The organism is Streptomyces sp. NBC_01707 (assembly GCF_041438805.1).
Taxonomy (GTDB): domain Bacteria; phylum Actinomycetota; class Actinomycetes; order Streptomycetales; family Streptomycetaceae; genus Streptomyces.
This window is the reverse complement of sequence record NZ_CP109190.1, coordinates 5,311,349-5,327,617: the sequence shown is the minus strand read 5'-3', so window position 1 is coordinate 5,327,617 and position 16,269 is coordinate 5,311,349. Positions and strand designations below refer to the sequence as shown.

Here is a 16,269-nt window from a genome sequence, read left to right as displayed (position 1 = left end):
GGACAGCCAGGGTCTCAGCGGTCCCGCATCGCCTCGATGCCCGCGATCAGCAGGTCCAGGGCGAAGGTGAAGTCCCGCTCGCGCATCTCCTCGACCGTGTCGCCGCCGCGGGCGTCCATCAGGTCCTGCGACGACTCCACGATCCGGCTGAGTTGCGGCTGGGACCGGATCGTGCCCATCGCCTGCTGGAAGAACTCGTCCTGGCTGAGCCCCGCTTCCGCACTGCGCTGCACGAAGTGGCCCTCGATGGTGCCGAATCCGTACACGAACTGGAAGACCGCGGAGAGTGCTCCCGTCTGCCTGCGCAGCGGCAGCCCCGTCGCCCGGATCACGTCCTGGACGGCGTACGAGAACAGCATCGAGTGCGGGCCGATGTTGAGGAAGTGACCCGCGAGCGGTGACACCCAGGTGTGCCGGACCAGCAGTTCCCGGTAGGTGGTGGCCAGTTCACGCAGCCGTTCGTGCCAGTGCGCCTCCTCCCGGGGAGGTGCGATCTCGCTGTAGACCGAGTCCAGGGCCAGCTCCAGCAGGTCGTCCTTGGTCTCGACGTACCAGTAGAGGGACATCGCGGTGACGTCCAGCTCGGCGGCGAGCCGGCGCATGGAGAATTTGGCGAGTCCCTCGGCGTCCAGCAGCCGGACCGCCGCCGCGGTGATCTTCTCGCGGTCGAGTCCGGCCGGATGATCGGCCCTGCGGTTGCGCGAGGGTGTCCGCCGGTCCAACCAGACGCTGGTCCGGGCACGGCTGTTCACACGGTCGGCCGCGGACACCATGGCGCACTCTCCTCGTCTTGCCGGCGGGACGGACCGGATCCGTACCCTGTGCGCAGTAACCGGATTCATGCGGTTCGGTACGCCCCGCCTGATGCTAAGCCCGTCCCATGATCCCTGGCGGGCGCGCGACGACGGCCACGGCACCTCGCCGAGCTGTCGGAACGCCCGGATACGCCCGCATGAGGACGTCCCTGCGCCTTGTGACACCCGCATCCGACGCCGCGCGCTGAACCACCAGGGCTGGGGGCAGCCCTCAGGCCGCCACCGCGGCCGAGTCCGCCTGGGCCGATTCTGCCCGCTCCGCCCGCCGCAGAAGTACCGCGGCGAGCAGACCGCCGGCCAGCACCGCCACCGCTCCGACCAGCTGACTCGTCTCCAGCCCCGAGGCGAAGGCATCGGTGATCCGCTGCCGCTCCCCGTCTCCGGTCGCCGCGGCGACGGCGGCGGGCAGTGAGGCGGCGCCGACCGCCGCCGGTACGAGGGCGGCGAACCGGGAGTTCAGGACCGCACCGAGCACCGCGACCCCGAGCCCGTTGCCGCATTCGGCCAGCGTGCCGTTGACCCCGGCGCCCACGCCCGCCTTCTCCGGCGGAATGGCACTCATGATCGCGTTGGCCATGGCGGGCATGGCGAGAGCGATGCCCGCGCCCATCACGACCAGGCCCAGCAGCATGCCGCCGTAGCCGTCGCCGCCGAACAGTGCGATCGCGGCGAGACCCGCGGCCAGCAGACTCATCCCGGCGGCGATGGTGGCGGGCGTGCCCAGTCTGGGCACCAGCCTGGCGCCCAGGCCCGTGAGGTTGAGCACGACGACACTCAGCGCCAGCGGAGCCGTACGCAGACCCGCCTCCAGCGGCTCGTAGCCGAGGACGAACTGGAGCTGCTGGGTGAGCAGGAACAGCGAGCCGCCCATCCCGAACGCCACCAGGATCGCACCCGCGACCGCCCCGATGAACTTCTGGTTCAGGAAGAAGTGCATGTCCAGCATCGGGTACGGGATGTGCAGCTCCCACAGCACGAAGCCGGTGAGGACGGCGACCCCGGTGAAGGCCGTGAGCAGGACCTGGCCCGAGGCCCAGCCGTGGGCCGGCCCGGAGATGATCGCGTAGACGACAGCGGCCATACCGACGGTGGAGAGCAGCGCCCCGAGCACGTCGGGGCGGTCGCCGCGCGGGTTCTTGGACTCGGGAACGAGCCGGACCACGGCGACCAGGCCGATGACCGCGACCGGAATGTTGACCAGGAAGATCGCGCCCCACCAGAAGTGGTCGAGCATGACCCCGCCGATCAGCGGCCCGACGGCGAAACCGAGCGAGTTGACGGTGGACCAGATACCGATCGCCTTCACGCGCTCGGCGTCGTCGAAGATCTGGACGACGACGGCGAGGGTCGTGGTGATCAGCAGTGCACCGCCGATGCCCATGCCCGCACGGGCGGCGATCAGTTGCCCGGACGACTGGGCGAGCCCCGCCACCAGGGAACCGACACCGAACAGGGCGAGGCCCGCGAGCAGCATCTTCTTGCGGCCGTACCGGTCGGCGGAGCTGCCCGCGGTGAGCAGCAGACCCGACTGGACGAGCGAGTAGGCGTTGATCATCCACTGCACGTCGGCGGTGGATGCGTCCAGCTCCCGGGTGAGCGAGGGGATCGCGACGTTGAGGACCGTGTTGTCGAGCAGCACGGTGAGCTGGGCGAGGCAGATGACGCCGAGGATCACCCAGCGCTGCGGGTGGCCCGGGGACGTGAGCCGGTTCTGGGCGGCTGTGGTCGCCGTCATGCGGGCTCCTGGAGTTCTTATACGGTGTACGGGAGAATCGTTGTACACCGTAAAACAACCCGCGAACGGCGTTCAAGCAACTTTCGCGCGGTACGGTGCTCGGCGCTGATCCGAGAAGGAGCCGACCAGGGTCTTTCGTTTGGATCAGATCCGGCCTGATCCAAACGAGAGGCCCTAACACCGGGAGTGGCATGTCATTGCGTCGTCGTACGGTGGAAGTCCTGATCGCTGCGGGCCTGTTGGGGGTGGCCGCCGTCCCGCCCGCCCAAGCCGCCGGGCACGGCCATCCGGTGCCGCTGCGCGTCGCCACGTACAACATCCATGCGGGCGCCGGCATGGACAACGTCTTCGATCTGGACCGGCAGGCGGCGGAACTACGCGCGCTGGACGCCGATGTGATCGGGCTTCAGGAGGTGGACGTCCACTGGGACACCCGCAGCCAGTGGCGGGATGTCGCGGGCGAGCTGGCCGAGCGGCTGCACATGCGGGTGTCGTTCGCCCCGATATACAGCCTCGATCCCACGACACCGGGAGCGTCACGGCGTGAGTTCGGAGTGGCGGTGCTGTCCAGGTACCGGATCGTGAGCGCCGAGAACCACGAGATCACCAGGCTCTCCACCCAGGTCCCCGACCCCGTTCCGGCGCCCGCGCCCGGCTTCGGGGAGGTGGTCGTACGGGTGAAGGGGATGCCCGTGCATGTATATGTGACGCACCTCGACTACCGAGGCGACCCGTCCGTACGGATCGCGCAGGTCGCCGACACCCGGCGCATCATGGCGGAGGACGAGGGGCGGAAGGTGCTGCTCGGCGACTTCAACGCGGAGCCGGGCGCTCCGGAACTCGCCCCCCTCTGGGAGGAGCTGGCCGATGCCGAACCGGGCGCGCCGACCTACCCCGCTCTGAACCCCGTGAAGCGGATCGATTTCGTGGCCGTGTCCAAGGACGGCGTACGGGTACGCGACGCGGCGGTGGCCGAGACACTTGCCTCGGACCACCGCCCCGTTGTCGCCGATCTGCTGCTGCTCCGACACTGACGGCGGGTTCGGATCAGCTCTTGGGCCGAGTCAGGTCGTAGAAGGTCGAGCTGCCTGCGGTGACCTTCTCGAAGGTGTCCTCGACCCACGAGCTGATCTTGGACGAGGTGCCGCTGTCGCCGCCCATGCCGCCCGTCCCGCCCGTGCCGCTCGAAATGAAGTAGTGGATCCTTCCGTCCTCGACGTACTGCTTGAACTGGGCGAGCGTCGGGGACGGGTCACTGCCGTTGAAGCCGCCGATCGCCATCACCGGGTCGCCGGTGGCGAGCTGGTAACTGGCGGCGTTCTGCGAGCCGATGGCCGCGGCCGCCCAGGTGTAGGCGTCGGCGTTCTTCTCCAGGAGCTTCTTGGCCTGCGAGCCGACCGACGAGCCGTTCAGCAGACCGCCCATGCCGCCGCCTCCGCCCATGCCGCCCTCGGCCATGCCGCCAGGGCCGCCGCCCGGCATGCCGTTCTGCTGCCCGGTGTTCTGCTGATTGCCCTGGGCCTGCCCCTGCCCGCCGCCACCCGGAAAGCCGCCCTGGCCGCCGGTCGGCGGCCGGCCCATGGCACCGCCCTGCTGACCGGCCTGACCGTTCCGGCTGTTCGGTCCCGGAGGCTGTATTCCGCCGCCACCCCCGGGACCACCCCGGCCGCCACCGCCCATCGTGCCGGCGCCCGACGGACCGGCCGTGACGATCGAGCCCTGGTGCCCGGTGTTCAGCGTGCTCAGGGTGTACGCGGCCGGCCCGGCCAGAGATGCGACGAAACCGATCCCCACCGCGGTGAACGCCAGCCGGCGCCCGGCCCGCGCCGCCGGCAGCAGACCCACCGCACCCACGAGACCGCCGACGAGGACGGCCCAGCGCAGCCACGGCAGGTAGTCCGGGGTCCGCCCCAGCAACACGTACGACCACAGCGCCGTGACAGCGACCGTGGCGCCGAGCACTCCGCTCGCCGCCCACTTGCCCCGCTCCTCCCACAGGACCGTGACGCCCATGCCGACGAGCGCCGCGATGTACGGGGCCAGGGCGACCGTGTAGTACTGGTGGAAGATGCCGGCCATGAAGCTGAAGACGACCGCGGTCATCAGCAGCGAGCCGCCCCAGGCGAGGAAGGCCGCGCGGGCGGTGTCCGTCCGCTTCGCCTTCCAGGTGATCCAGATGCCCGCGGCGAGCAGGATCAGCGCGGCGGGCAGCAGCCAGGAGATCTGGCTCCCGATCTCGGAGTTGAACATCCGCCCGATGCCGGTCTCGCCCCACTGGCCGCCGGACTGACCACCGCCACCGCCACCGCCGACGCTGCCGGTCTCGTCGCCGCTGATCCGGCCGAGCCCGTTGTAGCCGAAGGTCAGTTCCAGGAAGGAGTTGTTCTGCGAACCGCCGATGTACGGGCGGGAGGAGGCGGGCCAGAGCTCGACGACCGCCACCCACCAGCCGCCCGCGACCACCATCGCGAGCGCCGACAGCCCGAGTTGACCGAACCGCTTCCGTACCGTCGTCGGCGCGCACACCACGTACAGCACGGCCAGCGGCGGCAGGATCAGGAACGCCTGCAAGGTCTTCGACAGGAACGCAAGACCGACCGCGACCCCGGCCCACACGAGCCACTTCGTCCGGCCGTTCTCCAGCGCGCGCAGCACGCAGTAGACGGTCACGGTCATCAGCAGCGCGAGCAGCGCGTCCGGGTTGTTGAAGCGGAACATCAGCGCGGTCACGGGCGTGAGCGCGAACACCGTCATCGTGATCAGTCCGGCAGCCGCACCGAACCGGCGGCGCACCGCCGCGTACAGCACCCCGGCCGTCGCCACCCCCATCAACACCTGCGGAGCGAGGATCGCCCACGAGCTGAGGCCGAAGATCCGCACCGACAGGGCCATCGGCCAGAGCGTGGCCGGGGGTTTGTCGACGGTGATGGCGTTCGCCGCGTCCAGCGAACCGAAGAAGAACGCCTTCCAGCTCTGGCTGCCGGCCTGTACGGCGGCGGAGTAGAAGGAGTTGGCGTAACCGGAGGCGCTGAGGTTCCACAGGTACGCCAGCGCGATGGCCAGCAACAGGGCGAGGAAGGCGGGCCGTGCCCAGCGCGGGTCCTCGGGCCTGCCCTTCCGTAGGCGCCGCAGGAACGGCTCGTCCGCAGCCGGTGCGGCCGTGGTCGGCGGTGCCGGAAATCGGTCGGTGGGGTGCAGGGTGGTCATCGGACGTTCCCCAGTTCGTGGTGAGTGTCGTCGGCGCGGCCGGTCGCGGGGGCCCGGTCCGGGAAGACCCAGGCGCGCAACAGCAGGAACCGCAGCACCGTCGCCGCGAGGTTGGCCGCGATCAGCACGGCGAGCTCCGTGCCGTGCGAGGGCGATCCGGAGGCCGCGCCCAGCGCCGCCAGCGAGCCACTGGTCAGCGCGAGGCCGACGGCGAAGACGACGAGGCCCTGAGCCTGATGGCGTACCGCGCCGCTCCGGCCGCGTACGCCGAAGGTGAGCCTCCGGTTGGCTGCCGTATTGGCGACGGCCGACACCAGCAGCGCACCGCCGTTGGCGATCTGCGGGCCGGCGCCCAGTCGGAAGAGCGAGTACAGGGCGAGATAGAAGAGCGTGGAGAGCGCGCCCACGACGCAGAACCCGACCAGCTGCCGGGCCAGGCCGCCCGGCACACCGCTCAGTCCGCGGTCGCGCGGGTCGTCCCCGAAGGGCCGGGCGAGACGGTCCAGCGGCAGTGCCCCGACGGCCAGCGCCCGACCCACCCGCCACACACCTTTCAGATCCTCGGTAGCCGTCCGCACGATGTGGACCGTGGAGTCGGGGTCGTCGACCCAGTCCACCGGGACCTCATGGATGCGCAGCCCGGCGCGCTCCGCGAGGACCAGCATCTCGGTGTCGAAGAACCAGCCGGTGTCCTCGACCATCGGCAGCAGGCGCTGCGCGACGTCCCGCCGGATGGCCTTGAACCCGCACTGCGCGTCGCTGAACCGGGCGGCCAGCGACGACCGGAGGATGAGGTTGTAGGCCCGCGAGATGAACTCCCGCTTCGATCCCCGCACGACACGCGAACTGCGGGCCAGTCGCGATCCGATGGCCAGGTCCGAATGCCCGGAGATCAGCGGTGCGACGAGCGGGAGCAGGGCGTTGAGGTCGGTGGAGAGATCGACGTCCATATAGGCGAGGACCGGGGCGTCCGACTGCGACCAGACGGTACGCAGCGCCCGCCCGCGCCCCTTCTCCTCCAGCCGGTACGAGCGGCACCGCGGGAGGAACGCCGCCAGCCGGGCCGCCACCTGGGGCGTGCGGTCGGTGCTCGCGTTGTCGGCGACGGTGATCCGGAAGGCGTACGGGAAAGTGCGCACCAGATGGTCGTGCAGGCGCAACACACAGGTCTCGAGGTCCTTCTCCTCGTTGTAGACGGGTACCACCACGTCGAGGACGGGGGCGTCTGCCGCGTCCACCGCTCCGGCCAGGAGATGCTCCCGGGCCGGCAAGGTGCTCCAGGAAGAGTCGGTTCGCATGTCATCGACAGTCGCCAACCCCGCTGTCACACCGGTGTGATGGACCTGTGGCTGTGCTGTGAGTCGGTACGGACCGGCGGAGCAGCAGGCAGCACCGCAGGCAGATGGACGGCGAAGACCGTGCACCCCGGTACCGACCGCACCTCCACCCGGCCGCCGTGCGCAGTGACGACGGCCTGCACGATGGCCAGGCCGAGCCCGGTGGAACCGGCGCTGCGCGAGCGCGAAGCATCGCCGCGCGCGAACCGTTCGAAGACATGCGGCAGCAGCTGCGCCGGGATTCCCGGCCCGTCGTCCTGCACCTCCAGCGTCACCCACGGATGAGCGGCCCCGGCCCGTACGCGCGCGGTGACGGTGGTGCCGGGTGGGGTGTGCGTACGGGCATTGGCCAGCAGATTGACCAGCACCTGGTGGATCCTTGTCGGATCTGCGTGCGCGGTCGCGGGTTCGTCGGGCAGCTCCAGCCGCCAGTGGTGACCCCGCTGCCCGGCTGCGCGGGCATCGCTCACCGCGTCGACGACGATCGGTGACAGATCAGTGCTCTCGTACGAGAGCGGGCGCCCGGCATCGAGGCGGGCCAGGAGCAGCAGATCCTCCACCATGCCCGTCATCCGCTCCGCCTCGGACTCGATCCGCCCCAGCGCGTGCCGGGTGTCCGGACCGGTCTCCTCGCGTCCACGCCGGGTCAGTTCGGCGTAGCCGCGGATCGAGGCCAGCGGAGTCCGCAGCTCATGGCTGGCGTCCGCGACGAACTGCCGCACCCGCATCTCGCTCTCCTGGCGCACCGCCAGTGCCGAACCGACATGGCCCAGCATCCGGTTGAGCGCCGCGCCCACCTGTCCGACCTCGGTCCGCGGATCCGCCTCGGCGGCCGGCACCCGCTCCAGGGGTGCCACCTCACCGCTGTGCAGCTGGAGTTCGGAGACCCGGGTGGCGGTCGCTGCGACCCGGCGCAGTGGCCGCAGCGCAACCCCGACCATGGCGGCCCCGGCGATCCCGGCGGCGATCAGCCCGGCCCCGGTGACACAGACCTCGACGAGGATCAGGGTGGTGAGGGCGCCGCGCACCTCGGCGGCGGGGATGCCGACGAGGACGGTCGTCGTCCCGTCCGCCCCCTCGACTGCCGTCACGCGGTACGCGCCGAGCCCGGGCAGATCGACGCTCCGCGCCCCGTCCCCGATCTCGACGTGCGCCGCCTCCAGGGCCTTCTCCTCCGCCTCCTTCAGCCGCCTCTCACCGGCCACGGCGCTCTGCTCGAGGGCGGCGGAGTTGTCCTGGACCACGCTCGACGCAGTGATCGAGCCGTCCACGGACACCGCACCGAGCGTGCCGAAAGGCTGCCCGCGGGCATCTATGAAGGCCAGCGGATCGTCGTCCGGGCCGTCGGCGGGCATCGGCCGACCACCCGCGCCGGCCGCGCCGCCGCCCGGCGGCGGCTTCGTGGCCCGCATGGCGATGGAGCCCAGCTGGTCGTCGAGCTTGCCGTACATGTAACTGTGGAACGCGATGGTGGTGACCGAACCGATCACCGCGGCCACCACGGCGATCAGCGTCACCGCGGACACCACCAGCCGGGTCCGCAGTGTCCACGGCCCTCGTCCCCACCGCTCTCCGCGCCGCCCCGCCGTACGGCTCACCGGGCCGTTCACCGCGTCATTCACCGGGCTTGATGAGATATCCGGCCCCGCGCCGGGTGTGGATCATCGGCGTCCGTCCGGCGTCGATCTTCTTGCGCAGATACGAGATGTACAGCTCGACGACGTTCGCCTGCCCGCCGAAGTCGTAGTTCCACACCCGGTCCAGGATCTGCGCCTTGCTCAGCACCCGTCGCGGATTGCGCATCAGGAAGCGCAGCAGCTCGAACTCGGTCGCGGTGAGGTGGATGGAGGCCGTCCCCCGACTCACCTCATGGCTGTCCTCGTCGAGCACCAGGTCACCGACGACGAGCGTCGACTCGCTCCGTACCGTCGCCGTGCCGGATCGCCGGATCAGCCCACGCAGCCGTGCCACGACCTCCTCCAGGCTGAACGGCTTCGTCACATAGTCGTCGCCGCCCGCCGTGAGGCCGGCGATCCGGTCCTCCACCGAGTCACGTGCGGTCAGGAACAGCACGGGGACTTCGGAGAGGTCCCGGCGAAGCCTGCCGAGCACCGAGAGCCCGTCGGTGTCGGGCAGCATCACATCGAGGATCACCGCATCGGGCCGGAAGTCGCACGCCATGCGGACGGCACTCGCACCGTCCCCGGCGCTGCGCACCTCCCAGCCCTCGTAGCGCAGGGCCATGGAGAGCAGCTCGGCGAGCGGTGCCTCGTCGTCCACGACCAGCACGCGGACAGGATTGCGGTCCGGCCTCAGCAGTTCGGTACGCCCCTGGGGCGTGGTCGTCGTCATGCCGCAACCCTGTGGGACGCCTCTGAGAGGGCCCTTTTCCGATCCTGTGAATTCCCTGAGAAACCGGAAGACGCCGGCTCAGCGCCGGTCGAACATCGTGTGCGCGTTCTCGTAGCAGACCGCCCGCAACCAGTCGTCCCCCAACTCCAGCCGCTCCAGGGCATGCAACTGGTGCACGTACGGGTACGGAATGTTCGGGAAGTCCGTCCCCAGCAGAATCCGGTCCCCGAGATCGGCGAGCCGTCCCCGCTCCGCCACCGGGAACGGCGTGAGGTCCTCCGAGAAGTCCGTGAACGCCATCGTCGTATCGAGCCGAACCTCGGGGTACGCCTCCGCCAGCGCCAGGAACTCCGCGTACTCGGGCATCCCCATGTGTGCCACCACCAGCCGCAGCCGCGGGTGCCGGGCGAGCAGCCGGCCGACCGGCTCGGGCCCGGTGTACTTACCGGGCGCGGGACCCGACCCGCAGTGCATCACGACCGGGACCTCGGCCTCCGCCAGCAGCCCCCAGACCGGTTCGAGCAGTGGATCGTTCGCGTCGTACGCCCCGACCTGAAGGTGCGACTTGAAGATGCGCGCCCCCGCCTCGACAGCCTCGCGGACGTAACGCTCCACGCCGTCCTCGGGGAAGAGGGTCGCGGTGTGCAGACAATCCGGCACCCGGCGAGCGAAGTCGGCCGCCCATCCGTTCAGCCAGGCCGCCATCCCCGCCTTGTGCGGATAGAGCATCGAGGTGAACCGCCGCACGCCGAAGGACCGGAGCAGCGCGAGCCGTTCGTCCTCGTCGTGCCGGTAGGCGATCGGCCACTCCGTACCGGTGAGCGGACCGACGGAGTCGAAGTACGCCCACACCTTGCGGAGCACCCGCTCCGGCATGAAATGCGTATGGACATCGATCAGTCCCGGCAGCCCGAGCCTTTCCCAGAACCGCACCACGTCATCGCTGCCGCCACTCACCACGCACTCCTCCTCCGCCCAGACCCGTCCCGACCTGATCACCGACGATCTCAGAAGAGCCCGTCCTGCACGCCGCCGCCCCCGATATCGGTCACCGGCGCAGTCACCCCCGACCGGGCATCTGCCCCCACCAGCTCCCATCCGGTCATCAGCCGGGTGTCCAGCACGACCACCCCGTCCGTGGCCGCCAGATGCAGATCGGGCCCTGCGGCCGCGACCAGCCGCCCCGCGACCACCCCGCCGTCCGTCAACTCGGTCACCGACCGCGCCACTTCGACCGGACCGTCGAGCCCGAACAACCCGGTGTGATCGACGGGCTCGAACGGCAGCCGCTCCAGCGACTGCGGCCACCCGGCCCCGTCCCGCTCCAGTTCAGCCGCCCGCCCGTACAGCCCCTCGACCTCCGCGACCCGTTCCGCCGCCCCGGGCAGCGCGGCCCGCACCGCACGCTTGCGTACGTACGGGATCCGGTCCGGCACCCCCAGCGCCGACCGCAACAGCTCCTCGGTACGCCGCGCCGCCATCAGCGGCCCGCGCCCCAGCCAGCTGTAGACCACGGCCCCCTGCTCCCTCAGCCGCGCCGCACCCCGCTCCTCGGCGGTGATCCCCACCTTCACCATGGAGGGCCCGAACCAGGCGAGATAGACGCGGTACGTCCGCGGGTCGTCGGCAATCGTGTCGGCAGCCACCGAGTGCGCCCGGTCCAGCCGCGCGCACTCCGGGCACCGCGCCCCCGTACTCCGCCCGGACACCACGGCCCCCAGCGGACATTCGTTCCCCCGAGCGCCCACACAGTGCCGCTCACCGCCGGCGCGGAACCCGAGCTCCTTCCCGTACACAAGGACACTCACCCGCGTCGAACCGGACTCACGCTTCGCCCGATCCGTCGCCCCGCCCTTCTGCCACCCCAGGACCGGCCCTTCCTGGGGCCATCGCAACCCGGTGCAGTGCCAGCTCATGCGTGCGATCGTAACGAGGCTCCGCGCCGGGGCGGAGATCCTGACGAACAGACCGCGAACGGATGCGACGACCACGCCGACCAGTACGGTCGAACAGCGCAGGGACGCAGCCCGAGGTCCGTCACGGTACTAGGATCCGGGCCATGGCTCTGACCGTGAACGACATGGACCGGTTCGAAGCCTGCATGCCCCGTCTGGAGGCCATCGCCTACCGCCTCCTCGGCTCTGCGAGCGATGCCGAGGACGCCGTGCAGGACACGTTCCTGCGCTGGCAGGCCGCTGACATCGACCGCATCGAGGTCCCCGAGGCCTGGCTGACGAAGGTTCTCACCAACCTGTGCCTCAACCAGCTCACCTCGGCCCGGGCCCGGCGCGAGACCTATGTGGGCCAATGGCTGCCCGAGCCGCTGCTCGCCGGGGACCCGATGCTCGGCCCGGCCGACACCGCCGAGCAGCGCGAATCCGTCTCGTACGCGGTCCTCACTCTCATGGAGCGCCTCTCCCCCAACGAACGGGTGGTGTACGTGCTGCGGGAGGCCTTCGACTACCCGCACCGGCAGATCGCTGAGATCCTCGACATCACCGAGGCCGCCAGCCAGCAGATCTTCCACCGCGCCAAGAAGCACGTCGCGGACGGCAGGACCCGCACCGAGATCGACGAGGCCGCAGCCCGGCGAATCGTCGAGGAGTTCCTCGCGGCCGCCACCAGCGGCCGGACCGAGCCGCTCGTGCGGCTGCTCACCGAAGACGCCATCTCGATCGGCGACGGCGGCGGGAAGGTCCCGGCCCGCGCCAAGGCGTTCGAAGGCGCCCTCGCGGTCGCGAAATTCGTGCGGGGCCTGTTCAAGCCCGGCAAGGCCAAGCGCGCCATCGTCGGCGGCTCCCCCGGGATCTACGCCACGACCGCGAACGGCGCCCCCGCCCTCGTGGCTGTCTTCGACGGCCGGGTCGTCGGCGTCATGTGCCTGGAGATCACCGCCGAGGGGATTGCCGCGTTCCGCAACCAGGTCAACCCGGACAAGCTCGAACGCGCGACCCGGCGGTGGGCGGCCGGGGACCACGGGGAACCCTTGCTCAACGCCTTCTGACCTCGATGTGAGGTGCTTCACATCGCTCCCTTGTCAGGAAACGGCGGGCTGCCCGGTTCAAGTGGCGAACCCGCGCGAGACAGGAGCAGGGAATGCAGCACCGAATCATCGTCCTCGGAGCCGGATACACCGGAGCCATCGCCGCCGGTCGCCTCGCCAAGCGGCTGCGACCCGAGGACGTCGCCATCACTCTCGTCAACGCCGAGCCCGACTTCGTCGAGCGCGTCCGGATGCACCAGCTGGCCGTCGGCCAGAACCTCAAGCCCCGGCCCTTCAGCGAGATGTTCGCGGGCACCGGCGTCGAACTGAAGCTCGCGAAGGTCACCGGCGTCGACGTCGACAGCAAGACTGTCGCCGTCATCGACGCGAACGGTGCCGAGGAGTTGGAGTACGACAGCCTCGTGTACGCCCTCGGCAGCGGCTGGAACACCCAGGACGTCCCCGGCGCCGCCGAGCACGCCCACGAGATCAGCGGCCGCCCCGGAGCACTCCGGCTGCGCAAGCGCCTGGCCGGCCTGGACGCCGGACAGTCCGTCGTCGTCGTCGGCGGCGGCCTCACCGGCCTGGAGGCCGCGGCCGAGATCGCCGAGGCCCGCCCGGACCTCGACGTCGCCCTCGCCGCCCGCGGCGGGCTCGGCGACTGGCTCTCGCCCAAAGGCCGCCGGCACCTGCGGAAGGTCTTCGACAAGCTCGGCATCACCGTGCACGAGCGGACCGCCGTCACCGGCGTGGAGGCCGACTGCGTCACCACCGCCGACGGCACGTCCGTCCCGGCCGCGGTCACCGTGTGGACCACCGGCTTCGCGGTCCACCCGATCGCGAAGGCCACCGCTCTGGAGGTCACCGGCACAGGGCAGATCGTGGTCGACGGGACCATGCGTTCGGTCTCGCACCCGGACGTGTACGCCATCGGCGACGCGGCCATGGCCATGGGCCCCGGCGACAAGCCGCTGCGGATGTCGTGCGCCTCGGGCACCCCCACCGCGTGGCAGGCAACCGACGCCATCGCGGCACGCCTGACCGGCGGGAAGCTCCCGAACGCGCCGCTCCGCTACTTCAACCAGTGCATCTCACTGGGCCGCAAGGAAGGCGTGATCCAGTACGTCACCGCCGACGACCGTGCCGTCCGGACGGCCCTGACCGGACGGCTCGCCGCCGTCTACAAGGAGCTGGTCTGCAAAGGCGCGGCCTGGGGCGTCACCAACCCCACGCTCGGGATGCCGACTCGGCGGCGCCGCGTCGCGCAGGATCGGGCCCGGGCAGGATCGGCCGTCAACGCGTCGGCCTGACCCGGCCGCACTTCTACGGGCCTTGGACGACGACTCGGTCCCCGGGCGCGAACAGGTGGGTGGATCCACCCGGTCGGCCGCCACAGCCACGGGGCTCCGGGCGCTCGCGAAGGACCTCTTTGGAGGGTTCAGTTCGTTGCCTGGATGAGGAGGAGGGCGATGTCGTCGTTGCGAAGTGTGGTGTGGGTGGCGTGGTGGATGAGGGTGTCGGCGAGGGCTTCCATGGTCTGGTCTTGGGCGTGTGTGAGCTGGTTGGCGAGGTCGGCGATGGTGTCGTCGATGTCGGTGCCGGGGGTTTCCACGAGTCCGTCGGTGTAGAGGGCGAGTACGGCTCCGGGCGGCAGGGGGATCTCGGTGGTCGTGTAGTGGGCGGCCGGGTCGATGCCGAGCAGTAGGCCGGGGGGCAGGTCGAGAACTTCGGTGCGGCCGTCGGGGTGGCGCAGCAGTGGTGGGGGGTGGCCGGCGGTGGCCAGATGGGCGCGGTGGTGTGTCAGGTCGAGGTGGGCGTACAGGCAGCTGGCGAACAGACTGGCGCCGATGTCGGCCATGAGGCGGTTGGTCCGTGCGAGGACGTCGCCGGGCGGTGCGCCTGTTGTGGCGTGGGCGTGCACGGCGGTGCGGACCTGGCCCATGAGGGCTGCGGCGTTCACATTGTGACCTTCGACGTCGCCGATGGCCGCGGCAGCGCCGGTGGCATCGCAGCGGATGAGGTCGTAGAAGTCGCCGCCGACATCGATGCCGCGGGTGGTGGGGAGGTATCGCGCGACCACCTGAAAGCCTGGGATGGTGGGCAGGACATGCGGCAGCAGGGCGTTTTGCAGACCGTGGGCGAGCTGGTGTTTCGCGTCGTAGAGGCTGGCCCGGTCCAGGGCCTGGGTGATCAGCCCGGCCAGTGAGGTCAGGACGGCGCGTTCTGCCGGGGGGAAGGGGTGGGGCTGATCGTAGGAGAGGACGAGGGAACCGAAGGTGCGGCCGGAGACGATCAGCGGGAGGAAGGCCCAGGCGGCCTTGCCGTCATGAGGGGCGGCGGGGTAGACGCGTTCGAGGTCGGCGAAGGTGGCGAAGAAACTGGGGGCACCGGCAGCCACGACATGTGCTGCCGGGGAGCGGGAGGCCAGCGGTATCGCGTCGAGGCGGTTTATGAGGTCGGCTGTGTAGCCGCGGTGGCCGATGATGCGCAGCCGGCCTTCGTCCACGGCCATCAGGGCAAGCGCCTGGGCGCCGATGGCGGGCATCAGCTGGCCGGTTACCTGCGCGACCACCTCATGGACCCCGGCTGCCTCGGTGAGGGTGGTCGCCAGCTGCGTCAGGGGGTAGACGCCTATGACCCGGTCCGACTCCGAGGGGGGTGCCGACTGCTCCCAAGGTGCCTCGGTCGGTGCCCGCCCGGTCGTGGCGGGGGAGGTCTGGACGCTGATGCCGTAGGCGTGCGGGTACAGGCGGAAGAACAACCACTGGTCGGGCGGACGCGGCACGGTGAAGGAGATGGGCCGCCGGGTGACGATGGCTGCCCGGTAGGCGTCCCCGAAACGGGTGTCGGAGAGCCAGGGCAGTACTTTTTCGGGCCGGGCGCCCAGCAAGGCAGCGGCCTCGACCCCGACCATCTTGGCCGCGGCAGCGTTGACGAAGGTGATCCGGCCGTCCGGGTCCAGCGCCCAGCAGCCCATGGGCAACCCCTCGGCGAACTCGACCGCAGCCAGCGCCTCGGCCCGGCCGGGGATGCGGGGAGACCGCCGGGACAGTGCCCGCGGCTGGGCGCCCGGCAGGATCGGGAGGCCACGGTCGGCGGCCTGCTGCAGAAACAGCCCTGCGCGGGAGCAGAAGGCGTCCATCGCATCGCGTTCGACCCGGCCCAGCTCGGGCGGGTCCCGGGTAGGCCACACCAGCACGAGCGCACCCCACACCATCGTGCCGTGCGCCATCGGGGCGGCAGCCACCATGAAGTCATAGGGCAGCAGTAGCCCGGTCCGTGGATTGCGCAGCGCCACCTCCTCCTGACTGCCCAGCCACACCAAACGCCGCTCCCGCACGGCCTGGGCCATCGCCTCCGGGGAATCCAACGGGACCTGCGCCCACGGAGCGGTGAGCCGCACCGGCGCCCCGGACACCACCGCCAGGTGCAGCACCCGCTCGCTAGGCAACAGCAGATACACCAGCGCCACCGAAGCTCCTGTGTCCTGCACGACACGCTCCAGCGCTGCATCAAGCTCCTCAGCCCCGAACTCAGAGGCCGCGACGGGACCGGCGCCCGTGGACACCTTTCACCCACTCCCGCTGGCGATAGCAGCCGCCTGCATGTGCACGACAACAGCCACCTGCACCGGTTCCACACCCGCCGTCACCATCGCCTCCTCCGCTTGCGCCGCCTCCTGCCGATGCGCCGGTCGGCAATACCTTCGGGTCACGCCCACTGGATCCGGCAACAGACCATCGGACCGAATGTCGCATATATATGGACATTATGCCCGCATTGCCATAACGGCAGCCCGAGCGAGCGAGGCAGGAGCGCAGGGCCCCGGCGACGAGGAAC

Annotated in this window: 12 protein-coding genes; 3 read left to right on the top strand and 9 right to left on the bottom strand. The window is 70.5% G+C overall.

The annotated features are described in order from the left end of the window. Positions 1 to 14: 14 nt before the first annotated feature. Both OG963_RS23935 and OG963_RS23930 read right to left on the bottom strand, forming a co-directional pair. A complete protein-coding gene (locus OG963_RS23935) occupies positions 15 to 773 on the bottom strand; it encodes a TetR/AcrR family transcriptional regulator (protein ID WP_030929813.1) in 759 nt (252 codons plus the stop codon). A 253-nt stretch (positions 774 to 1,026) separates the two neighbouring features. Further along, complete coding sequence (locus tag OG963_RS23930; protein WP_371799426.1) at positions 1,027 to 2,550, bottom strand: MFS transporter; 1,524 nt, start codon at positions 2,548 to 2,550, stop codon at positions 1,027 to 1,029. 191 nt (positions 2,551 to 2,741) lie between these two features. Here OG963_RS23930 and OG963_RS23925 point away from each other — a divergent pair, with 191 nt between their 5' ends. Next, complete coding sequence (locus tag OG963_RS23925) at positions 2,742 to 3,584, top strand: endonuclease/exonuclease/phosphatase family protein (protein ID WP_093773973.1); 843 nt, start codon at positions 2,742 to 2,744, stop codon at positions 3,582 to 3,584. Between the two features lie 13 nt (positions 3,585 to 3,597). Here the strand turns inward: OG963_RS23925 and OG963_RS23920 are convergent, their stop codons facing one another. From OG963_RS23920 to OG963_RS23895, 6 genes are all read right to left on the bottom strand, one after another. After that, positions 3,598 to 5,757, bottom strand: coding sequence for a glycosyltransferase family 39 protein (locus tag OG963_RS23920; RefSeq protein WP_371799425.1), 2,160 nt, complete (start codon positions 5,755 to 5,757; stop codon positions 3,598 to 3,600). After that, positions 5,754 to 7,055, bottom strand: coding sequence for a bifunctional glycosyltransferase family 2/GtrA family protein (locus tag OG963_RS23915; RefSeq protein ID WP_093773969.1), 1,302 nt, complete (start codon positions 7,053 to 7,055; stop codon positions 5,754 to 5,756). The genes OG963_RS23920 and OG963_RS23915 overlap by 4 nt, the downstream gene beginning before the upstream one ends. Before the next feature lie 26 nt (positions 7,056 to 7,081). After that, positions 7,082 to 8,692, bottom strand: a complete 1,611-nt coding sequence (locus tag OG963_RS23910) for a HAMP domain-containing sensor histidine kinase (RefSeq protein WP_093930992.1) — start codon at positions 8,690 to 8,692, stop codon at positions 7,082 to 7,084. Positions 8,693 to 8,708: 16 nt separating this feature from the next. Next, positions 8,709 to 9,446 (bottom strand): response regulator transcription factor, encoded by a 738-nt coding sequence (locus OG963_RS23905; RefSeq protein ID WP_371799424.1) that lies wholly within the window; start codon positions 9,444 to 9,446, stop codon positions 8,709 to 8,711. A gap of 78 nt (positions 9,447 to 9,524) precedes the next feature. Beyond that, positions 9,525 to 10,403 (bottom strand): amidohydrolase family protein, encoded by an 879-nt coding sequence (locus OG963_RS23900; RefSeq protein ID WP_093773967.1) that lies wholly within the window; start codon positions 10,401 to 10,403, stop codon positions 9,525 to 9,527. Between the two features lie 50 nt (positions 10,404 to 10,453). Beyond that, a complete protein-coding gene (locus OG963_RS23895; protein WP_093773965.1) occupies positions 10,454 to 11,362 on the bottom strand; it encodes a DUF2797 domain-containing protein in 909 nt (302 codons plus the stop codon). A gap of 143 nt (positions 11,363 to 11,505) precedes the next feature. Between OG963_RS23895 and sigJ the strand changes: the two genes are divergently transcribed. Both sigJ and OG963_RS23885 read left to right on the top strand, forming a co-directional pair. Beyond that, positions 11,506 to 12,450, top strand: coding sequence for an RNA polymerase sigma factor SigJ (gene sigJ / locus OG963_RS23890; RefSeq protein ID WP_093930950.1), 945 nt, complete (start codon positions 11,506 to 11,508; stop codon positions 12,448 to 12,450). Positions 12,451 to 12,542: 92 nt separating this feature from the next. Next, positions 12,543 to 13,739 carry an NAD(P)/FAD-dependent oxidoreductase gene (locus OG963_RS23885; RefSeq protein WP_093930951.1) on the top strand — a complete coding sequence of 399 codons (1,197 nt, stop codon included), beginning with the start codon at positions 12,543 to 12,545 and terminating at the stop codon, positions 13,737 to 13,739. A 128-nt stretch (positions 13,740 to 13,867) separates the two neighbouring features. Here the strand turns inward: OG963_RS23885 and OG963_RS23880 are convergent, their stop codons facing one another. After that, a complete protein-coding gene (locus OG963_RS23880) occupies positions 13,868 to 15,922 on the bottom strand; it encodes a SpoIIE family protein phosphatase (protein WP_319739140.1) in 2,055 nt (684 codons plus the stop codon). Positions 15,923 to 16,269: the final 347 nt, after the last annotated feature.